This is a genomic window from Hyphomicrobium sp. CS1BSMeth3, assembly GCF_900117415.1.
Lineage (GTDB): Bacteria > Pseudomonadota > Alphaproteobacteria > Rhizobiales > Hyphomicrobiaceae.
In genome coordinates this window covers 784,855-806,003 of sequence record NZ_FPEI01000004.1, presented here as the reverse complement: position 1 = coordinate 806,003, position 21,149 = coordinate 784,855, and the positions used below count along the sequence as shown (strand labels likewise).

Below are 21,149 nucleotides of genomic sequence, written 5' to 3'. Positions count from 1 at the left end.
ATCCCTGGCAATGGTGGCCACCATTGCCGAGTTGGTCGCTCCTGCCGATCCGGCCGTCGGAGGTGCGTTATCTCGTGTCGTCGGCCGCGACACGCCAGTGAGTTGCTAAATGTCCGCGCCCATTGACGAAACGCCGCGGTCCGACGCGAACAGCAGCGTCGGCACGCGAAACGCGGTCCGCCAGCTCGCGTCCGCTCTTGCCGCGGACATCGCGAGAGCCGCGCGTCGGGCGAGGCCGCGCATCCGCCACTCGCTGATGCTCATCAAGCTGCTGCTCCTGGCGGGCATTGCGGCTCTCGTAGCGGCCGGCGGGGCCATGCTGTGGGTGCTGCACGATACGGGACTGGAGGTCAAAGCGGCGCACGTGTCGCCGTCCGTGCTCATCGAGGCGGCAGATGGCCGACCTCTGGGGCGCGTCGGCGCCTTCGGTGATCAGGTGCCGCGCGAGAGCATGCCGGATATTCTCGTCAACGCCGTTCTGAGCATCGAAGACCGACGCTTCTACAGTCATTGGGGTGTGGACCCTCGCAGCGTCGTGCGCGCCGCAAACGCGAACTGGGTGGCCGGCGCCATTGCCGAGGGCGGCAGCACGATCACGCAGCAGCTCGCGAAAATGCAGTACGTCGGCAACGAGCGCAGCTACACGAGAAAGTTCCGGGAAGCATTTCTCTCGCTCTGGCTGGAGACGCGTCTCAGCAAGGACGAGATCCTCACGCGCTATCTGAACTCCGTCTATCTCGGGGCTGGTGCGTATGGCATGGCGGCTGCGGCCCGCAACTACTTCAACAAGGATCTTCAGGCGCTCACGCTGAGCGAAGCGGCGATGCTCGCCGGCTTGATCCAGGCGCCGTCCCGTTTCAATCCGATGACCAATCCGGAAGCAGCGCAGCAGCGCGCGGCCGTGGTGCTCGATGCCATGGTCGATGCCAAGGCGATCGGTCCGGCGCAGGCGGCAGCCGCCAAAGCAACGCCGGCGATCGTGCGCTCGTCCCCGCGGACAGTGCCGGCCGAGACCTGGTTCGCGGATTGGATCGCGCAGCACGAGTTCGCCAAAGTGGCAGGGACCACGAGCCGGCCCATGCGCGTGCGCACGACGCTCGACAGGCGCGTGCAGGCTGTGGCCGAGCGCGTTGTGAACAATGCCTTGGAGCGTTCCGGTGCGAGCCTCGGAGTATCACAGGCCGCTTTGGTGGCCATGCGCCCCAATGGAGCGGTGGTGGCGATGGTCGGTGGGCGGGACTACAAGGACAGCCAGTTCAATCGCGCGGTCGATGCGCGGCGCCAGCCGGGATCGGCCTTCAAGCTCTTCGTGTTCTACGCAGCCCTGCGTAATGGATACTCCATCAACGACGTCATCGATGCATCGCCGATCGAGATCAAGTCGTGGAGGCCGGAGAACTATGGCGGACAGCGCTATGGCCGCCTGAGCCTGGAAGATGCATTTGCGTACTCCGTGAATACTGCAGCCATTCGCCTAGCTCTCGATGTGGGCCTCGACAATGTCGTCGCGGCGGCGCGCGAGCTCGGCCTGACAGCGCCGCTCGCGGAGGTGCCGAGCATGGCCCTCGGCACGAACGAGGTCTCGCTCCTCGACCTGACCGGCGCCTTTGCTTCAATACGTGCTGGACGCGCCCGTCTCGAGCCCTGGGGCATAGCCGCGTTCGGTCCTGAGGGCAGCGGCCTGAGACAGCTTTCGCCGCCGGTGGGCATCACGCAAGAGCTGACGCACCAACAGGAGATGAACGAGCTGCTGGAGCGTGTCGTGACATCCGGCACGGGCCGAGGTGCTGCGCTGAGCGATGGCTCTGCCGCCGGCAAGACAGGCACCAGCCAGGACTATCGCGATGCCTGGTTCATCGGCTACAGCCGTGATCTCGTCGTGGGCGTCTGGGTCGGCAATGATGACCGCACGCCCATGCACCGCGTCACGGGTGGCTCCTTGCCGGCAACCATCTGGCGCGACTTCATGACGGCCGCGACGCCAATTCTCGGCCAGCCCGATGATGCAGTCGCCGATGCGGTGGCGGCGCCGTCGGATGGTCCGGCCACGCCGGCGTGCGATGTGAAAGCCTGCTCGACGGCGTATTCCTCCTTCAGGTCTTCAGACTGCACCTATCAGCCGTATTCCGGCCCGCGACGGCTCTGTGAATGGCGGTTTGATCCCTCATCGTCCATTCCGCGCATCGCGCGCGCGGCCGCAGCCTCGGGATCGTGCGACGCCGATGCCTGCGGCCGTCGCTTTCGCTCGTTCGATTCGGCGACCTGCACCTATCAGCCCTACGGCGGCGGCCCGCGCGCAATCTGTGACATCAAGGCAGCCGAGTGATCACGGCAAACGCGTGAGGCTACCTGGCGGTGGAGGAACTCTCGTCTGCGCATGATCGTTTCCGTATCAGGCAGCAGTCGAGGAAGATCCCATGTCCAGCCATACCGAGTCACCTCAAGGCGCAGATCATTCGCTGAACGGAGCAAGCGAGCAATCGGCATTCGATTGGGTCGCTGATACGGCACGCAACAACCCGACGCTGGTCGTCGGCGCCGCCATCGCCGTGGGCGCATTGGCGGCAATCGCGCTCAGCAATCGCGGTGCCTCCGAATCGCGTGCGCGCTCATTGGAGCGGCGGCTCGGGCGCGAGCTGGCGTCCATGGAGCGGGCGCTGCGAAGGAACCGCCCCTTGTCGCGCATGAGCGATCGGCTGGCCGATACGTCTGCGGCGGTCGCCTCGCGCCTCGGCTCATGGAACACGGAAGCCGTCGAGGGCTTCATCAGGCGGGCCGCCGAGATTTCGTCGGAGCTCGCGCGTCGGCGTGGCTTGTAGAGCATCGCGGATCACGGCGCGAACGAGGCCTGCCCCCCCCCGAGCAGCGAGGCATTTGCCGAGATGAGCCGGCTGCCGAAACGAATTGAAGAGAGGCATTGCGTTGCCAGCTCGACGCCGCTCCCGGCATTGCCGGGAATGGGCGCCGAAGCAAACTCCGCTGCCTTCTTGCCGCACCGAAAAATAATTTGCGGAAGGGTGCAACGTGCCGTGCCCGCTGATGTTTCTGTGACATGGACAAGACACGGATACATATCTTCGGAAAGGGCCTGCGGCGCTCGTTCTGCCCGCCCGATGACCTCCCCTACCCCATGAGGAAGGCCCTGGAGGCGCTTGCTTCGAGCGAAGCTGCGGAGGTCAGGCTTGATTTGCCCCAATCGGAGAGCCCACAGCTCGAGCTGCGTCGGAGGACGACGGACCAGAGGGGCGCCGAATAGACGCCGAGCTGCACATTGCCGGGCCGCACATTCTCGTTGCGACACTTTTGCGGTCCCGCAACCTGCACGGGGAATAAGCGTTAGAGAGCTGCCGATCGCCCAATAAAGCCAGCCCGTGATCAAGGAGCGGGAGAGGCTGATGAAAGAGCAGTTCCGCGAGTTCTCGGAGCGAATGGCCTGTTGGACGGGCACCTACTGGGCATTCCTGCTGGCCCTCGTCGTCGTCGCGGCATGGGCTCTGACGGGGCCGATTTTCAGCTATTCCGATACCTGGCAGCTCGTCATCAACACGGGGACGACGATCGTCACGTTCCTGATGGTCTTTCTGATCCAGAACACCCAGAACCGCGAGAGCCAGATCACGGCCCTCAAGCTCGACGAACTGCTGCGCGCCGTGCAGGGCGCGCGCACGGGTTTTGTCAATCTCGAGCATATGACCGACGAGGAGCTCGAGGCCATTCGGCGGGAGTTCGAGCGGCTGCGCGAGAAGTTTGCGCCGATGCTGGAGGACGACCTCGCCCACGTCGAGCGCGAGATCGCGACCCGGCGGAAGTAGCCGCCTTTCATTGGCTCGGGCGGCCTAGGTCACATCTTTCGCGGGCTTGTCCTCGCGCAATCCCTTGAACGACGCGTGACGGAGCAGACCATCGCCGGTCAAGGCGCGGTACTCGACCTGCGCGACAAGCTTGGGGCTGAGCCAGGTCACGCCGCGGCGCTGCGCGGTATCGAGCGGATCTGCAAAGGGTGAGCTCTGCCGCCGCAGGCGTTGGGCGGTGCGCCAGAGCTCGGCCGCGGTCTCGCGGCTGAAACCGGTGCCGACGCGACCGACATACTTGAGGCGCTGCTTTTCGTATCTGCCGAGAGCGAGGGCGCCGATGGCATCTTTCTGTGCTGTCGAGTCCAGGTATCCGCCGATGACGAACTCGTCGGTCAGGTGGCAGGTGACCTTGATCCAGTCGCCGGTCCGGCCGGAGCGGTACGGTTTGTCGGCGCGCTTGCAGATGATGCCTTCGAGGCCGAGCGCGCACGCTTTATCGAGCATCTGCCTGCCGTCGGTCGCGAAGTGCTCGCTCATGCGGATGGCGCCGTTCCTGCGGCCGGAGAGTAGCCGCGCGAGGGAAGCCTTGCGGTCGATCAGCGTTGACCCGCGCAAGTCGATGCCGTCGAGGTAGAGGAGGTCGAACACGTAGTAGACCATGCGGTCGGAGTTGCCGGCTTTGAGCTCCGCAACGAGATCGGAAAAGCTCGTCGTGCCGTCCTCGCGCTCGACGACGATCTCGCCATCGAGCAGTGCGGTCTCGGCGGCGAGCGTGGCAACGGCCTTGGCGACGTGCGGAAAGCGCCTCGTCCAGTCGAGGTCGTTGCGCGTCAGGAGCTTGACCTTCCCGCCCTCGAAACGGGCTTCCATGCGGTAGCCGTCGAACTTGATCTCGTGCACCCACGCTTCGCCGGTCGGCGGCTCACTCTGGCGCAGGGCGAGGCATGGCGCGACGAACCCGGGCAGGGCGGCGAGCTTGCTCCCTGGAAGCACGGGCTTGGCGGATTGATGCTTCCGACGCGCCTGCGCCATGTCGGATCCTATGCGACCAGTTTCCTGATGGCGGCTTTCAGCGATCGCGCACTCTTGTCGTAGTCGCGCCAGGCTGCCGACCGTGCGAGCAGCTTCGGAACGGTCCGCATCGTGAAGCGCTTGGGATCGAGGCCGGGGCGCACCTGCTGCCAGGTGAGCGGCATGGACACCGTTGCGCCGGGACGCGCGCGCGGCGAGAGCGGGGCCACCGCGGTCGCCTTCATGTCATTGCGCAGGTAGTCGAGGAAGATGCGTCCGCCACGCAGGGCCTTCGTCATCTTGATGAGGTAGCGGTCGGGTTGGGCTTCGGCCATGCTCGCGCAGATGGTCTGTGCGAACATCTTGGACGCGTCCCAGCCGATCTCTTCGCGCGCCGTCGTCCGCAAGGGTGTGACGACGTGCAGGCCTTTGCCGCCGGTGGTCTTGCAGAAGGCGACGAGGCCGCAGTCCTCGATGCGCGACTTGAGCTCGCGCGCGGCGGCGACGACGTTGTCGAAGGGCACGTCGGGGCCGGGGTCGAGGTCGAATACGAGGCGGCCCGGTACGTCGGGCTTGTCGGGGGCGTTGTTCCAGGGGTGGAATTCGAGGGTGCCCAACTGGCCCATGGCGATGAGCCCTTCGACCGTGTCGATCTGGACATAGGGCTGGCTGTCGCCCGAGATCTTGATCTCCGTGATTTCCTCGAGGCCGCGCGTGGCGTGACGCTGGAAGAAGGTCTGGCCGTCGATGCCGTCGGGCGCGCGCAAAAGCGAGCACGGCCGGCCCGCGATGTGCGGAAGCATCCACGGGCCGACCTCGGCGAGATAGTGTGCGAGATCGAGCTTGCTGATAGCGGGCGTGTCGCCGCTTGCCGGCCAAAGCACCTTGTCCGGTTTGGAGATCGCAATGCCCAGCACGGGATCGTCGCCACCTTCGGCGCGACGTGCGCGTTTGACGCTGCTGGTCGCGCGTGCGGCGACGCGGCGCGTGGGTGTCGCCGGCTTGTCGGTCGTGCTCCACACGGCATCGGGCTTGAAGGCGCGGCCGCGTCCGCTCATGAAGGCCGATGGGCTCTCGCCCTTGCCCGCCGCGATCTGCCCCATCGTGCGGCCGGATGCGACGGAACGATCCTTCTTGAGCACGTCGCCTTGCGACTTCGCGCGGGCCCACTTGTCGCGATGCTTGATGAGCAGCCAGTTCGTGCGCTTGCCACCGTAGCGGTCGCCCGACATGCGCACGAGCACCCAGCTTCCCTTGAGCTTCTCGCCGGCCACCACGAACTTCAGCTCGCCATCGCGCAGCATTTCGGCTGCGGGCTCGTTGCCTTCGGGCATCCAGAAGCCGCGGTCCCACAGCATGACCGTGCCGCCGCCGTACTCGCCCTCCGGGATGGTGCCCTCGAAATCTCCGTAGTCGAGCGGGTGATCCTCCACCTCGACGGCGAGACGCTTGTCGCTCGGGTCGAGCGATGGGCCTCGCGTCACGGCCCACGACTTGAACACGCCGCCGACCTCGAGACGCAGGTCGTAGTGGAGGCGCGTCGCATCGTGCTTCTGGATGACGAAGCGCGGGTACTCGGCAGGCTTGATCGCGCTCCTGCCGCTCGGCTCGTCGGTCTTGGTGAAATCGCGGCGTGCGCGGTACTCGGTGAGCTTCGTGCGGGCCACTGTGGTTTCTCGCTAGAGGCTGCTCGATCAGAATGGAATCGTAATCCCCCTCCCCCTTGTGGGGAGGGGTTAGGGGTGGGGGGCATCCCTGCCGCCAGCGTTCTGCAATCCCCCCCTCCTAACCTCCCCTACAAGGGGGGAGGAATAGGGTGGTGTGTGACGCGAAGCGCGTCGGTATGACGTGAACACGCTTTAGCTGGCGCGGCGGCCTGACGGCTTCGGCTTGGAGCGCCGCTTCGGTTCCTTGGGCGCGGCCTTCGCCGGCGTCTTCTTGCCGCCGCCGACACTGCGCCGGAGCGCCTCCATGAGATCGACCACGTTGGTGCCTTTGGGCCGCTCCTCCTCGGCATAGGCGACAATGCGCCGGCCCTTGAGCTTGTCCTTGATGAGAGCCTTCAGTGCCGTTGCGTAGTGGTCCTCGTATTTCGAGGGATCGAAGGCGGAGGTCTTGCGCCCGATGAGCTCGGCGGCGAGATCCACCATCTCCTTGTCGGGCTTTACCTTGGGGATCTCGTCGAAATAGTCGGCGGCATTGCGCAACTCGTCGGCATAGCGCAGCAGGACCATGACCAGACCATCGCCGAGCGGGGCGACGGCGACGAGCCACTCGCGCCCGCCGATCGTCACCTGGGCAATGCCGGCCTTGCCGGTCTTGCGCATGGCCTCGCGGATGACCGCATAGCCTTCGCCGGCGATCTCGTCGCCGGGCACGATGTAGTAGGGGCGCTCGAAGTATCGCCAGTCGATCTCGGCGACGTCGACGAACTGGGCGATGTCGATGGTCTTCTTGCTGTCGAGCTTGACGGCGTCGACCTCCTCGGGCTCGAGGGTGATGTAGGTATCGGTATCGACCTCGTAGCCTTTGACGATGTCGCTGTTCTCGACCTTGCCGACGCCGGGGACGACCTTCTCGTAGCTGATACGGCGGCCGGACGGCTTGTGGATCTGGCGGAACGAGATCTCGGATTTCGACTCGACGGCGTTGTAGATCTCGACGGGGATCGAGACGAGCGAAAGGCGGAGGAAGCCCTTCCAGTAGGCGCGCGCTTGCTTCGGCATGATGCAATACTCGGATACGCAGGGACCGGATGCCCGCAGAGCTCCGAAGATAAACGATTTTGCGGGTGCGGGAGTTCCTGACGAAATCCAGACTACTGCTGATCCTCACGCGCTGTCGACTTGATACATTCGCTGCAGTTCGCTGCAGTTTCTGGGCGGGGACATTAACCACATGCGGAGCCGGACGCGCCGCCCCCGGCCTCACGGCCACGGCTGAACGATCAACAGTCGGTGGCTAGCGAATTCCTGCTCCGCTACCCCGTCCGCCGGGCAAAAGCCGTGGGGCGGCGGAGCTGGTGGGCCAGCGCGCCAAGGAGATGTGCCGATGAAGCCTCTCCCTCAAATCGTCAGACATGATCCGCTTCGCGACGAGGATTTCTCGCTCGTCCTCGGCGGCCCGACCTTCCAACTGCTGCGCCGCTCGCATCTGTCCGACGGTGCCTTGGGGCTGATGTGGAAGCGGATGATCGTCATTTCGCTGCTCTGCTGGCTGCCGCTCCTGGTGCTGTCGGCCCTGGAGGGAAATGCTCTGGGCGGCAACATAACCATACCTTTTCTCCGGGATGCCGAAGTCTATACCCGCTTCCTGATGGCGATCCCGCTGCTGGTCTGTGCGGAGCTGATCGTGCACTTGCGGCTGCGCTTCGTGGTCAGGCAGTTCCTCGAGCGCCGATTGATTCCCGAGAGTGCGATGCCTCGCTTCGAGGCCGCGGTAGAGTCGGCATTCCGGCTGCGCAACTCGGTGCTCGCCGAGCTGCTGCTGTTCGCGTTCGTGTACGCTGTCGGCATTCTCGTGATCTGGCGGCAGTACGTGGCGATCGACGTGTCCACCTGGTACGCGACACGTTCCGCCGAGGGCGCCAAGCTGACGCTTGCCGGCATGTGGTTCAGCTATGTGAGCCTGCCGCTCTTCCAGTTCCTGATGTGCCGCTGGTATTTCCGATTGTTCATCTGGGTGCGGTTTCTTTGGCAGGTGTCGCGCATCGACCTGAGGCTGGTGCCGACGCATCCGGACCGCGTCGGCGGCCTGTCCTTCCTGTCCAATACGGTCTTTGCGTTCGTCCCGATCCTGCTCGCGCACGGGGCCCTATTGGCAGGGCTGCTCGCCAATCGCATCTTCTATGTCGGCGCGAGACTGCCCGACTTCGCGATCGACATCATCGTCCTCGTTGCGTTTCTCACCTGCTTGGTCCTGGGTCCGCTGCTGGTGTTCGCGCCGCAGCTCGCTCACACGAAAAGACTGGGACTGCGGGAGTACGGAACGCTGGCCGAGCGCTACGTGCGCGCGTTCGATGAGAAGTGGCTGCGCGGCCGGGTGCCTCCAGGCGAGCCACTGATCGGCAGCGGTGATATCCAATCGCTCGCCGACATGGGATCGAGCTACGAGGTCGTGCAGGGGATGCGCATCATGCCCTTCACCAATTTTGCCGTGCTCTTTCTCGCGGCGGTAACGGCAGCGCCGATGGCGCCGCTCGTGCTCACGATGATGCCGCTGCAAGAGCTTCTGCAGAAGTTGCTGGGTATGCTTTTCTAGAGCGATCACCAATGGACGCAGCGCGCTACGCGGCGATTGAGACATTGCGCGATGGTCGCGCGATCGAAATCCGCGCGCTCAGGCCCGGGGATCGTGATGGTCTGCTGCTCGCCCTGCAGGAGAGCAGTGCCGAATCCCGCTATCGACGGTTCTTCTCCGGAAAGAGCAGGTTCTCGGACGACGAGATCGCCTACTTTCTGGATATCGATTTCAGCACCCACGTGGCGCTGGTCGCCGTGGACGAGCGTGGCCGGGGTGCCATCGTCGGCGGCGGTCGGTACATCCTGATCGGGCCGGAAAAGGCGGAGGTGGCCTTTTTCGTCGTGGACCGTTGCCAGGGAAATGGCATGGGGGCCGCGCTCATGCGCCACCTCGCGGCGATCGGCGGCAAGGCCGGGCTCAGGGAGCTGTCGGCCGACGTGCTGGCGGACAATGCCGCCATGCTCAAGGTGTTCAGGAACAGCGGGCTTCAGGTGCAGACCGCGCGTGAGGCTGATGTTGTGCATGTCGCGCTTCTCCTCCCCTAGTCTCTGGCCGTGGTCTCTGGCGGTGATCTTGGTGGAGCGTGTGGTCGCTCGCGTCTATAGCGGCATCTCCACCACATTCTCCGGCGTAGCCAGCCGGGCTTCGGTCGCGGCCAGGACCTGATCGACGCTCACGCCCGGCGCCGTCTCGAGAAGAGTGGCGCGTCCGCCTGGAAATCCGATGACGGCCATCTCGCTCACGACGAGGTCCACAGGCCGCGCCGAGGTCAAGGGCAGCGTGCATTTCTCGAGGATCTTGGGTTTGCCTTTGGCCGTGTGCTGCATGGCGATGATCACGCGCTTGGCGCCGGTGACGAGATCCATGGCGCCGCCCATGCCCGGCACCATCTTGCCGGGGATCATCCAGTTCGCGAGATGTCCTTGTGCGTCGACCTGCAGTCCCCCGAGGACGGTCAGGTCGAGATGGCCGCCGCGGATCAGCCCGAACGACGTCGCGCTGTCGAACGTGCTGGCACCGGGAAGCGCCGTCACGGGGCTTCCACCGGCATCCGTCAGCGTCGGATGTCCCATGCCTTCCTCGGGAATGGGGCCCGTCCCGATCAAGCCGTTCTCGGACTGAAAGAAGACGTTCACGCCCTCGGGGAGGTAGTTCGCGACCAGCGTCGGGATGCCGATGCCGAGATTGACGAGCATTCCGGAGCGAAGCTCGCGTGCGATGCGCTTTGCGATGATGGCCTGTGCATCCATTGCCTTCACCTGTTGGCAACGAGGTAGTCGACGATCGCGGCAGGTGTCACGACATGGTCGGGCGCGATGAGGCCGACGGGCACGATGTTGTCGGCGGTCGCGATCACGGTGTCCGCTGCCATCGCGATGACCGGATTGAAATTGCGCGCCGTGAGCGCGTAGGAGAGGTTGCCCGTATAGTCGGCGAGAAAAGCATGAACGAGCGCAAAGTCTGCCCGTAGCGCGGTCTCGATGAGATAGGCCTTTCCCTCGATCTCGATCTTGCGCTTGCCTTCCTCGACAACGGTGCCGACGCCGGTCGGCGTGAGGATGCCGCCGAGGCCGTAGCCGCCGGCACGTATGCGCTCGATCAGCGTACCCTGCGGCACCAGATCGACGGCCATCTGGCCCGATATCATCTGCCGCTGGGTTTCGGGATTGAGCCCGATGTGGCTCGCGATCGTTCGCGCCACGCGTCCTGCATCGACGAGCTTGCCGATGCCTACGCCCGGTTTCGCATTGTCGTTGGCGATGACGATGAGATCGCGCCTGCCCTGGCGCACGAGCTCATCAATGAGGCGGTGAGGCGTTCCGACGCCCATGAATCCGCCGACCATCAGGCTTGCGCCGTCCGGGATCATGGATGCGGCTTCTTGAACCGTGATGGTCTTCATGATCGAGCCTGCTTGCGATCCTGCAGGACCTACAAGGGGCTCGTACGGCTTCGCGCGGAGGCTCGCCATACGTGGAAACCAGCAATGCGACGCGCAGTATCACGCGCGCGCGGCAGATCGCTGCGGCGTTGCCGAAGTGGGCAGGGCAGAAAGTCCGGCGGCGGTGATCGTCAGCGTTTTCGCGCGGGCGATATAGATGGCTATCGCCGCGCTTGAACGAGGCGCACGATGCCAATGCCGATGGCGATCGACACGACGAAGACGAGCGCCGCCGGCTCGCCAAGCCCAATGGCAGGAATGATTCCGCCAGGGCAGGCACCCGTTGCGCCCCATGCAATGCCGAAGATCGCGGAGCCGAGGATCAACGGAAGATCGATCTGCCGTGATGTCGGCACGTGGAATTCACGATCGAGCATGGGGGCGGGACGGCGCAGCACGACGCGATATCCGACCATGGTCACGGCGAGCGCGCCTGCCATGACGAACGCGAGAGAGGGATCCCACGTGCCCGCGATATCGAAGAAGTTGATCACCTTGGCCGGATTGATCATGCCGGAGACGGCGATGCCGGTGCCGAAGATGAGGCCGATGGCGAGAGCTGCGATGATGGTCATCAGGCGCTCCCCAGCAGGTGACGGATCACGAAGACGGTCGCGAGCGCGGTCGCCATGAACGTGCATGTCGCGACGAGCGAGCGCGGCGAAAGGCGCGCAAGACCGCACACGCCGTGACCGGACGTGCAGCCCGAGCCGAGCGCCGCGCCGATGCCGACGACCAGTCCGCCGACGACCTGGGCGCCAAATGACAGGGGCGTCTCGAAGGGAATGGTCCTGTCGCCGAGCGCGACGATCAGTGCGGGTGCGGAGATGGCCCCGAGGAGGAAAGCGGCACGCCAGCTCCAGTCCGCGTCGGGCGGTGGCAGCAGGCCCGAGAGAATGCCCGTAAGGCCCATGATCCGCCCATGCAGGGCCATGAGGAGGACGGCGGCGAGGCCGATGAGGAGGCCGCCGAGCAGCGAGGCTAAAGGTGTGAATTCCGTCATGTTCGATCCGCGAATGGGGCCGGGGAGCTCGTGTGATTCAGATCGAGAAATTCGCTCGGTACGGTGCGGCGAGAGGTGGCGAATTTCTCGGATGTGGCGCCTACCTATCACACCTCCGACGGCGCGCGAACTCCGTAGTCGGAGGTTGGCGGCGAGGAGCGGGGAGCTCTCTTTTTCGCGGTCGCGAGAGCTGGTGAAGAGGCCCGCATAGGCATCCCAGAAACCGGTCGGCATGATAGAACACGGCGTGTTCTCGCGGCCTGGCAGTGCCACACTGTGCCAATTCTCGAGGGCTGCGAGGGGACGGGGGGAGGAAACAATGGACAAGCTCGGTCTGAACGATCCGCTGTTTGCAACGTATGCAGTCGCGGCCGCCATCATGATTCTCAAGGCGGTGAGCATGTCGTGGCTCACGGTCGTCAGAATGATGCAGGAGAACGGCGGCTTCCGTGCGCCGGAGGACATCAGGCGGACGCCGCTCAATCCGAACCCGGATCCGGTTCAGCTCGCGCCCAACGAGCGCGTCGAGCGGATCCGCAGGATTCAACTGAACGATCTCGAGAACCTGCCGTACTTTCTGATTGCGGGCTTGCTCTTCGTGCTCACGGCGCCGTCGCTGCTTCTCGCGCAGGTGCTGCTCTACGGCTATGTGGTCACGCGGCTCCTTCATTTTGCGGCCTATCTCACCGCGCAGAGCCACGATGTGCGCGCCATCCTCTGGACGCCCGGATCGCTGATCATCATTTTCATGGCGGTGCGCGCGCTGCTTTATGCGATCGGCTAGAGCGGGGATCGCACTCACCTCCGCGATTACCTCGCAGGTCATTGATCTTGGCAGCCAGGGCGCGGATAGTGCCGCCGCGGTGCCCAAGCGGAACCGCCTCGCCTGCTGCTCAGGCTACGGCATCGTAAAAGGACGATCCCATGAAGATCGCATTTGCCGGATCGTTCGCGGTTCGCCTCGTTGATCCGATTGCGCGGTCCGTTTGAGGGCACCATGGAGTACGAGCCTCGTCACTGGGCCGCGCGGCTGCCCTTCTACTACGGCTGGCTGATCGTCGGCATCGCCTTCGTCACGATGGCGATCGGCGTGACCGCGCGAACCTCGTTCTCGCTGTTGATGCCGCCGCTGATCGACGAGTTCGGCTGGGATCGCGGTCTCGCGGCTGGCGCTTTCTCGTTCGGCTTTCTCGTGTCGGCTGTCCTCAGTCCCTTTGTCGGGCGCGCCATGGATCGGCGCGGGCCGCGCGTCGTCATCCTGACGGGCATCGTGCTGCTGTCGTCGGGTTTGTTCCTTGCGCCGCTCATCGAGCGGCCTTGGCATCTCTATGTCACGCTCGGTGTCCTGGTGGGCGGCGGCGCCAACATGATGACCTATACGGCCCACTCGCAATTCCTGCCGAACTGGTTTCTCAAGCGGCGCGGCCTCGCCATCAGCCTTGCCTTTGCCGGCGCGGGCGTCGGTGCCATCGTGCTTCTGCCCTGGCTGCAGTCGATCATCCTGAACGAAGGCTGGCGCGCGTCCTGCTGGGCCATCGGTTGGCTCGTCGTGCTTGTCCTCGCACCGCTGAATTTGCTCGTCTGGAAGAGGCCCGAGGAGATCGGGTTGCAGCCCGATGGCGTGGCGCGCGGGACATCGGCATCCGCGTCGCGTCAGGCCTCGAATATTGTCGATCCGGCCTGGGTTGCCGTCGAGTGGACGCTCGCGCGGGCCATGCGCACGGCACGCTTCTGGTGGATCGTGTTCGGCTACTTCTGCGCGCTCATTGCCTGGTACGCGGTGCAGGTGCACCAGACGAAATACCTCACCGAGATCGGATTCTCGCCGCTCGTTGCGGCCTGGGCGCTCGGGGCGGTCAGCGTTGTCGCGATCCCCGGTCAGATCATTCTCGGCAGCCTGTCGGATCGCATCGGCCGCGAATGGGTTTGGACAGCCGGGTGTGCGGGTTTTGCCGTCTGCTATGCCGCGCTGATCGGGTTGGAACAGACGCCCTCGACGGCGCTGCTCTATGTGATGGTGTTCACCCAGGGCTTCTTCGGCTATGCGCTGACGTCCGTCATGGGACCGATCGTCGTCGAGATCTTCGAGGGGCCGCACTACGGCTCGATATTCGGCACGATCAGTGTGGCCTTGATCAGCGGCGGCGCGGCGGGGCCCTGGATCGCCGGCATCATTCATGATGCCACGGGCAGCTACCGGCTGGCCTTCGTCCTCATCATCGGTTGCTGCGTCGTTTCGGCTGCGGCGATCTGGCTCGCCGCGCCGCGCAAGGTGCGCGCTGTGCCCGGTCGCGCGATGCACTGAGGCGAGAAACGGCGATCTTCTTGCCAGCTCACGCATCGGGCCGTAGCCTCGCAAGCACGTGTAGGACCGTTGCTCAAGAGGTTGTCATGCAGAAGCGCAAACTCGGACGAAGCAATCTGGAAATCGCGCCGCTCATCTTCGGCGGCAATGTGTTTGGCTGGACGGTCGACGAGAAGGGATCGTTCGCGTTGCTCGACGCCTTCCTCGATGCCGGCTTCAACTGCATCGATACGGCGGATGTCTATTCGCGCTGGGTTCCTGGACACAAGGGCGGCGAGAGCGAGGCGATCATCGGCAACTGGTTCAAGGCGCGGGGAAAGCGGAGCAAGGTCATTCTCGCGACGAAGTGCGGACTGGAGATGGCGCCCGACAAGAAGGGGCTTTCGAAGGCTTACATCGTGCGCGCGGTGGAGGCATCGCTCAAGCGGCTCCAGACGGACTACATCGATCTCTATCAGTCCCATCGCGACGATCCCGAGACGCCGCTCGAGGAGACGATGGCGGCTCACGCCGAGCTCGTGAAGGCGGGGAAGGTGCGGGTCGTCGGCGCCTCCAATTATTCGGCGGATCGGCTGAAGGCGGCGCTGGCGGCGAGCGCGAAGCTCGGCATTCCGCGCTATGAGACGCTGCAGCCGAACTACAATCTTGCGGATCGGACGGAATTCGAGGGACCGCTGCAGGATCTGTGCGTTGCCGAGGGCATCAGCGTCATTCCGTATTACTCGCTGGCGAGTGGGTTCCTCACCGGCAAGTATCGCTCGGAGGCCGATCTCGGCCAGAAGGCGCGTGCCGGCGGCGTGAAGAAGCACCTGACGCCACGAGGCCTCGGTATTCTCAAGGCGCTCGATACGGTCGCGGCGAAGCACGGCGCGACGCCGGCGCAAGTGGCTCTCGCATGGCTTCTCGCCCAGCCGGCCATCGCGGCACCGATCGCAAGCGCGACGACGACGGCGCAGCTTGCCGAGATCTTGAAATGCGCGGAGCTGAAGCTTAGCGCAGATGATCTCGCGGCGCTTAGCAAGGCGAGCGCGTGACGAGGAGGGGGGATCGCACAACGCTAGCGATAGGGAATCCCCCACCCCTAACCCCTCCCCACAAGGGGGAGGGGAAATGCGCTTCTATGTGGAGCCGACGAACTCGATTCCTGTGCCCGTCCGTCTTGGGCCGCCCTACTTATCCAGCCAGACATTCTCCATGCGCCAGCTATTGTAGAGCGAGTTGATGTGGCTCGTGACGCCCTTCACGTAGGGCGCCCAGCAGGTGGCGGCCTTGTTGTGCAGGATGATCGGGCGCGCCACGTCCTCGACGATCTTGCGCTCGGCCTGCCAGAGGATCTGCTTGCGCTTTCCAGGATCCGTCTCGCGTGACTGGGCGAAGATGAGGTCGTCGACCTCCTTGTTGCAGTAGCCCGTGTAGTTGCGCTCCGACGCGCAGGTGAAGTTCTCGACGAGGGCAACGTCGGGATCGTCGACGCCGACGCCCGTCGTATTGAGGCCGACGGCGTAGTCCTTGCGCGTGACTTTGGCGTGCCAGAGCGGTGTGTCGACGTTGTCGAGCTCGCCGTCGATGTAGACCGCCTTCATCTGGTCGATGAAGATGACCGCGGGATCGCGATAGAGCGGAATGTTGCGCGTCGAGACCTTCACCTTGAGCATCTTGTTCGGACCATAGCCGAGCTCTTCCATGATCTTGCGCGCCTGGGCGAGGTCCTTCGAGCGGTCGGGATTGTAGCCCGGCAGCTTGGCGAGCTCCTCGGGCGGCATGGACCACACACCCTCGGGCCCCGGCAGCATGACGGCACCGATCGAGGACTTGCCTTCTGCAAGGATGGTGTTGAAGGCGCCGCGGTCGATCGCGAGTGCCATGGCGAGGCGCACCTTCGGATTGTCGAACGGGGGCGCCGACGAGTTCACGATCATGTTGATCGTGTTGTTCGAGGGCACGAACTGGCAGACGGACTTCGGCGCTTTTGCCTCGACGTCCTTGAGGCCGGCGACCGTTATGTCGGAGACGAACGTGAGGTCGACCTCGCCGGCGATGAAAGCAAGAACGCGCGTCGAGCGGTTGTTGATGATGCGATACTCGATGCCGTCGAGGTGCGGCTTGCCCTTCTTCCAGTAGTCGGGATTGCGCGCGAGCTTGATCGAGTCGCCGCGCTTCTGCTCGGCAACCTTGAAGGGCCCCGTGCCGATCGGGTTGACGCGCATTTCCTTCTGCGGAACGTGGCAGGGATAGACGGGCGAGTAGCCCGATGCGAGCAGGGCGAGGAAGCTCGGTTGCGGCGCCTTCAGCTCGAAGGTCACCTCATTATCGCCCTTGACGGTGATCTGCTTGACGTTGTGGTACCAGATCTTGCGCGGGTTCTTGCGGAAGTCGTCCGACTTCACGAGACCGGAGATGAGGTCGAACGTGCACTTGACGTCGTTCGCCGTGAAGGGCTTGCCGTCGTGCCATTTCACGCCCTGCTCGAGCTGGAAGGTCAGCTTGGTCTTGCTGTCGTCCCAGGCCCAGCTCTTGCCGAGGTCAGGGACGATCGTGCCGAGATTGGCCTCGAGCTTCGTCTGGTCGAAGAGCACGAGGTTGTTGAACACGGGCATGAACGGGAAGACCGTCGAGATGGTCGCTTCCTCGTGGATCGAGGCGCTCGGCGGCGTGTCCCAGACATAGGATTTGAGGATGCCACCCTGCTTCTGCGCATGAGCAGCGGGGGCAAAGAGGAGCGTGGCAAGGGCAAGCGCGCACGCTCCCCGGGCCTTTAGAGCGGTCATCGTGGCGTTCTCCCAAGTTCCGATCTGACGTCGGCCGTCATGGCGCCAATCCGGGCGTCGCCATGCGGTACTCGAAACATATCACGCCAAGTGCGCTCGCCAACACCTTCCCGCCTGCGTTGACGGAGGCCCGTGCTGCATTATTCTCCCCGGTAGGTGGCCGAAAGGCCGGCCAAGGCCTTCAGCCCGGGATTGATTTCCGCATGAGCCACGCTGTTGATCCGATCACGGTCTCCGTGATCCAGCACCGCCTTCGCGCCATTGTCGAGGAGATGGGCGAGGCGATGCTTCGCACCTCCTATTCGCAGATCCTGAACTCCAGCCGCGATTTCTCGACGGCGCTGTGCGACCCCGAAGGGCGGCTCGTCGCGCAGGCCGAGCACGTGCCGATCCACGTCGGCGCGCTGCCCTTTGCGGCCAAGTCCGTCTACGAGTTCTTCAAGGGTACGATCCGTCCGGGCGACGTGTACCTGCTGAACGATCCTTACCGAGGCGGCAACCACCTGCCCGATCTCACGGCCTTCGTGCCCGTGTTCGACGGCGACGAGCTCGTTTACTGGGCCATCAACCGCTCGCATCAGAGCGACATCGGCGGCGCGACGCACGGCGCCTACAACGCGAGCGCCAAGGAGATCTTCCAGGAGGGCCTGCGCGTCCCGCCGCTCAAGCTCTACGACCAGGGTGTGAGGCGCGAGGACGTGTACGAGATGATCGTGCTCAATGTGCGCCATCCGCGCGATTTCCGCGGCGATCTCGCGGCCATGATCGGGTCGGCGCGGCTCGGCGAGCGGCGCATGAGCGAGCTCATTCGCGAGTTCGGCTCGGCGCAGTCGCGGGCGGCTGTCGAGGCCGTGCTCGATGGCGCGGAGCGGCAGGTGCGCGCGATCATCTCGGAGTGGAAGGACGGCGTGTACGAGGGCGAAGCTTTCCTCGATGATGACGGCCATCAGTTCAAGGACGTCTACATTCGCGCCCGCGTGACGAAGCGTGGCAGCGATCTCGAGGTCGATCTCACGGAGAGCCATCCGCAGGTCACGGGTTTCATCAACTCGTCCTATGCGAACACGCACTCGGCGGTCGTCGTCGCGCTCGCCTATCTGATCGATCCCGACACGCCGAAGAACGACGGCGCCTTCCGGCCGCTGAGCGTGAAGCTCAAAGAGGGCACGGTCGTGTGGCCGCGGCCCGGCGCGCCGGTGACGCTGTGCACGAACCACTGCGGGCAGGAGATCATGGAGGCGATCATTCGCGCGCTCGCGCCGGCATGTCCTGAGCGGGCCATGGCGGGCTGGGGGCGGCGCTTCCGCGTGGCCATCCAGGGCGTGGATCCGCGCACGAAAAAGCCGTTCATCTGGCATCTCTTCCAGGCGCGGCCGGGTGGCGGGGCCTCCTCAGCGGGCGATGGCTGGGCGGCGGCGGGCGAGTGGCAAGCAGCCGGTGGCATCAAGTTCGGCAGCATCGAAGTGCACGAGGTGCGCTTTCCCTTCTTCTTTCGCCGCCACGAGTTCCGTCCCGACAGCGGCGGCGATGGGCGCTATCGCGGCGGGCCGGGCGCGGAGTTGGAGATGGTCATCGAGACGGCCGAGCCGGCGGTCGGCAATACGGCCGGCGATGGCGTGAAGTATGGGGCTTGCGGGATGGTCGGCGGCGAGGATGGCGCGCCCCATAACTACTGGCTCGAGTCCAAGGGCAGTCCCGATCGGCCGCTCAAGACCAAGGAGACGGGCGTGGTGCTGAAGCCCGGCGATGTGCTGCAGGTGCGCTCGGGCGGTGGCGGCGGTTGGGGGCCGCCGGAAGAGCGGACGGATGAGGCGCGGGCGCGCGACAAGTCGCTTGGTTTCGTGACGCGCTGAGGGGGCTCGTGTGATGATCGAGAAATTCGCCAGCGCTCGCGGCATTGTACCGAGCGAATTTCTCGATCTGAATCACACGAGCAATATTATGCTTCTAGTGTCCCTTTTGATTCCGAAGTTCGCTCGGGACGCAAGCATCGAGGTATGGCGAACTTCGGAATCGGGACACTAGCGCATCATGTATCGCATTGGAATTGATGTCGGCGGCACCTTCACGGACCTCGTGGCCGTGGATGCAGAGGGCCAAGTCACGATCGCGAAGGCGGCCTCGACGCCGCAGGATCAGTCGATCGGTGTGATGGATGGGCTCGAGCGGCTGGCGGAGGCGATTGGCATCGGCCGCGCCGATATGCTCGCAAAGACGGAGATCATCGTGCACGGCACGACGGTCGCGACGAACGCGCTGCTCGAGCACAAGGGTGCCAAGGTCGGCCTGCTCACGACGGAAGGTCATCGCGACATCGTCGAGATGCGCGAGGGCCTGAAGGACGATCGCTACAACCTGCGCCAGCCGCCGCCGGATCAGCTCGTGCCGCGCGAGCGACGGCTTGGTGTGCGCGAGCGCATTCGTCCGGATGGGCGCATCGAGACGGCGCTGGATCGCGGATCGCTGGATACGGCGATTGCGACGCTTAAGCGCGATGGCGTCGAGGCGGTGGCGGTCTGCTACCTGCACGCATGGCGCGATGAAGCGCATGAGAAGGCGACAGTCGAAGCGCTGAAGGCGGCGCTCGGCAATGCCTATGTGTGTCGATCCTCGGAAGTGCTGCCGCAGATCAAGGAATACGACCGCGTCTGCACGACGATCGTGAATGCCTATGTCGGGCCGGTGCTGGAGCGCTACCTCACGCGGCTGGCGACGCGGCTTGCTGAGGCGGGGCTTGCGGGACCGGTGCTCATCATCCAGTCGCACGGCGGCGTGGCGACGATCCCGGATGCGGTGCGGCTCGCGGCGGGTGCGGTGCTCTCGGGACCGGCGGGTGGTGTTGCGGGAAGCCGCTATGCCGCGCGGCTGATGGGACACGGCGATCTCATTCCCTTCGATATGGGCGGGACCTCGACGGATATCTCGCTCGTCATCAAGGGCGAGGCAGCCATTGCCTCGGATCGCCGACTTGGCGGGCAGCGGGTGGCGCTGCAGAGCCTCGACATTGCGAGCATCGGCGCGGGTGGCGGGTCCATTGCGGAAGTCGATGCCGGCGGGATCCTGCATGTGGGGCCCGAGAGTGCGGGGGCGATGCCGGGGCCGGCCTGCTACGGCCGCGGCGGCACGCGCGCGACGGTGACGGACAGCAATTGCGTGCTCGGTTTCCTCGATCCCGATAACTTCCTCGGCGGGCGCGCGCACCTCGATGCGCCGGCGGCCGAGGCGGCGGTCGATCGGGTGGCGGAAAAACTCGGCGTTGATCGCATGACGGCGGCCGAGGGCATTCATCGAATCATCAACACGCGCATGGCGGAGGGTATCCGCCTCGTCTCGGTAAGACGCGGTGTCGATCCGCGGCGATTTGCGATCCTCTCGTTCGGTGGTGCAGCAGGTCTGCACGTGACTGATGTGGCGCGCCAGCTCGATGTGAGCCGGGTGATCGTGCCGCGGCTGGCGGCGGTGCTCTCGGCGTGGGGAATGCTGGCGTCGGATCTGCGCTATGAGCTTGCACGCACGCACATCGGCGATGCGACGCATCTGGATGCGGATCAGCTCAGGGCTGCCTTCGGCGAGCTCGAAGCCGAGGGACGCGCGCGCATCAAGGCCGCGGCGCATACGGGCGAGGTGCGTGTGCAGCGGTCCGCCGACATGCGCTATGGCGAGCAGATCTTCGAGGTGAATGTGCCGCTCGATGGCATCGCGCTCGATGATCCGAACCTCGTCGCGAAGATGGCGGATGCCTTCCATGCCCGGCATGAGGAGCTTTACACCTACAGCCTGCGCGATCAGGAAGCCGTGCTGATCAATGCGCGTGCGGCCGTCATCGGCGCCTTGCCGAAGCTGCCGCAGGAGCCGGCGCTGCCGAAGCGGGCGGCCGCCGAGCCGCATCACAGGCGGCGGATCTATCTCGGCGGGTGGCACGAGGCGCCGGTCTATTCGTTCGATGCATTGGCGCCAGGGCAGCTTATCGAGGGACCGGCGATCGTCGAGTCGGCGATGACGACCGTGCTGCTGCGTGGGGGCGATCGCGCGACGACGACGGCCTTCGGCTGGCTCGATATCCAAGTCGGCGCGGCGTGAGAAC

The 21,149-nt window shown here is 64.9% G+C and carries 18 protein-coding genes; 10 read left to right on the top strand and 8 right to left on the bottom strand.

The features are described 5' to 3' along the window. Positions 1-109 precede the first annotated feature (109 nt). The 3 genes from CS1BSM3_RS08025 to CS1BSM3_RS08010 all read left to right on the top strand — a co-directional run bounded on the left by CS1BSM3_RS08025 (position 110) and on the right by CS1BSM3_RS08010 (position 3,812). Positions 110-2,326, top strand: a complete 2,217-nt coding sequence (locus tag CS1BSM3_RS08025; protein ID WP_072386473.1) for a PBP1A family penicillin-binding protein — start codon at positions 110-112, stop codon at positions 2,324-2,326. A 91-nt stretch (positions 2,327-2,417) separates the two neighbouring features. Further along, positions 2,418-2,819 carry a hypothetical protein gene (locus CS1BSM3_RS08020; RefSeq protein WP_072386472.1) on the top strand — a complete coding sequence of 134 codons (402 nt, stop codon included), beginning with the start codon at positions 2,418-2,420 and terminating at the stop codon, positions 2,817-2,819. Between the two features lie 576 nt (positions 2,820-3,395). Further along, positions 3,396-3,812, top strand: a complete 417-nt coding sequence (locus CS1BSM3_RS08010) for a low affinity iron permease family protein (protein ID WP_072386470.1) — start codon at positions 3,396-3,398, stop codon at positions 3,810-3,812. 24 nt (positions 3,813-3,836) lie between these two features. Here the strand turns inward: CS1BSM3_RS08010 and ligD (CS1BSM3_RS08005) are convergent, their stop codons facing one another. From ligD (CS1BSM3_RS08005) to CS1BSM3_RS07995, 3 genes are all read right to left on the bottom strand, one after another. After that, positions 3,837-4,826 (bottom strand): non-homologous end-joining DNA ligase, encoded by a 990-nt coding sequence (gene ligD, locus CS1BSM3_RS08005; RefSeq protein WP_072386469.1) that lies wholly within the window; start codon positions 4,824-4,826, stop codon positions 3,837-3,839. Positions 4,827-4,834: 8 nt separating this feature from the next. Beyond that, a complete protein-coding gene (gene ligD / locus CS1BSM3_RS08000; protein ID WP_072386468.1) occupies positions 4,835-6,472 on the bottom strand; it encodes a non-homologous end-joining DNA ligase in 1,638 nt (545 codons plus the stop codon). 192 nt (positions 6,473-6,664) lie between these two features. Further along, positions 6,665-7,531: a non-homologous end joining protein Ku gene (locus CS1BSM3_RS07995; protein WP_072386467.1), complete on the bottom strand. Its 867-nt coding sequence runs from the start codon at positions 7,529-7,531 to the stop codon at positions 6,665-6,667. Positions 7,532-7,856: 325 nt separating this feature from the next. Between CS1BSM3_RS07995 and CS1BSM3_RS07990 the strand changes: the two genes are divergently transcribed. Further along, the gene (locus CS1BSM3_RS07990; protein WP_072386466.1) at positions 7,857-9,065 is read left to right on the top strand and encodes a hypothetical protein; all 1,209 of its coding nucleotides are present in this window, start codon (positions 7,857-7,859) and stop codon (positions 9,063-9,065) included. A gap of 11 nt (positions 9,066-9,076) precedes the next feature. Further along, complete coding sequence (locus tag CS1BSM3_RS07985) at positions 9,077-9,592, top strand: GNAT family N-acetyltransferase (protein ID WP_072386465.1); 516 nt, start codon at positions 9,077-9,079, stop codon at positions 9,590-9,592. A 54-nt stretch (positions 9,593-9,646) separates the two neighbouring features. Here CS1BSM3_RS07985 and CS1BSM3_RS07980 read toward each other — a convergent pair whose 3' ends face one another. The 4 genes from CS1BSM3_RS07980 to CS1BSM3_RS07965 form a co-directional block, all read right to left on the bottom strand. Next, positions 9,647-10,297, bottom strand: coding sequence for a 3-oxoacid CoA-transferase subunit B (locus CS1BSM3_RS07980; protein WP_072386464.1), 651 nt, complete (start codon positions 10,295-10,297; stop codon positions 9,647-9,649). Between the two features lie 5 nt (positions 10,298-10,302). Continuing rightward, positions 10,303-10,950, bottom strand: a complete 648-nt coding sequence (locus tag CS1BSM3_RS07975; protein ID WP_072386745.1) for a 3-oxoacid CoA-transferase subunit A — start codon at positions 10,948-10,950, stop codon at positions 10,303-10,305. Positions 10,951-11,150: 200 nt separating this feature from the next. Then, positions 11,151-11,564, bottom strand: coding sequence for a DUF6691 family protein (locus tag CS1BSM3_RS07970; protein WP_072386463.1), 414 nt, complete (start codon positions 11,562-11,564; stop codon positions 11,151-11,153). Further along, a complete protein-coding gene (locus CS1BSM3_RS07965; RefSeq protein ID WP_072386462.1) occupies positions 11,564-11,992 on the bottom strand; it encodes a YeeE/YedE family protein in 429 nt (142 codons plus the stop codon). The genes CS1BSM3_RS07970 and CS1BSM3_RS07965 overlap by 1 nt, the downstream gene beginning before the upstream one ends. Before the next feature lie 319 nt (positions 11,993-12,311). Between CS1BSM3_RS07965 and CS1BSM3_RS07960 the strand changes: the two genes are divergently transcribed. The 3 genes from CS1BSM3_RS07960 to CS1BSM3_RS07950 all read left to right on the top strand — a co-directional run bounded on the left by CS1BSM3_RS07960 (position 12,312) and on the right by CS1BSM3_RS07950 (position 15,331). Further along, positions 12,312-12,776, top strand: a complete 465-nt coding sequence (locus tag CS1BSM3_RS07960) for an MAPEG family protein (RefSeq protein WP_072386461.1) — start codon at positions 12,312-12,314, stop codon at positions 12,774-12,776. 213 nt (positions 12,777-12,989) lie between these two features. Further along, positions 12,990-14,297, top strand: a complete 1,308-nt coding sequence (locus CS1BSM3_RS07955; protein ID WP_072386460.1) for an MFS transporter — start codon at positions 12,990-12,992, stop codon at positions 14,295-14,297. Between the two features lie 86 nt (positions 14,298-14,383). Next, positions 14,384-15,331 carry an aldo/keto reductase gene (locus CS1BSM3_RS07950; protein WP_072386459.1) on the top strand — a complete coding sequence of 316 codons (948 nt, stop codon included), beginning with the start codon at positions 14,384-14,386 and terminating at the stop codon, positions 15,329-15,331. Positions 15,332-15,466: 135 nt separating this feature from the next. On the opposite strand, the gene CS1BSM3_RS07945 is transcribed toward CS1BSM3_RS07950, so the two are convergent. Next, positions 15,467-17,065: an ABC transporter substrate-binding protein gene (locus CS1BSM3_RS07945; RefSeq protein WP_072386458.1), complete on the bottom strand. Its 1,599-nt coding sequence runs from the start codon at positions 17,063-17,065 to the stop codon at positions 15,467-15,469. A gap of 203 nt (positions 17,066-17,268) precedes the next feature. Between CS1BSM3_RS07945 and CS1BSM3_RS07940 the strand changes: the two genes are divergently transcribed. Further along, positions 17,269-18,918: a hydantoinase B/oxoprolinase family protein gene (locus CS1BSM3_RS07940; RefSeq protein ID WP_072386457.1), complete on the top strand. Its 1,650-nt coding sequence runs from the start codon at positions 17,269-17,271 to the stop codon at positions 18,916-18,918. 178 nt (positions 18,919-19,096) lie between these two features. Beyond that, positions 19,097-21,145 carry a hydantoinase/oxoprolinase family protein gene (locus CS1BSM3_RS07935; protein WP_072386456.1) on the top strand — a complete coding sequence of 683 codons (2,049 nt, stop codon included), beginning with the start codon at positions 19,097-19,099 and terminating at the stop codon, positions 21,143-21,145. Positions 21,146-21,149: the final 4 nt, after the last annotated feature.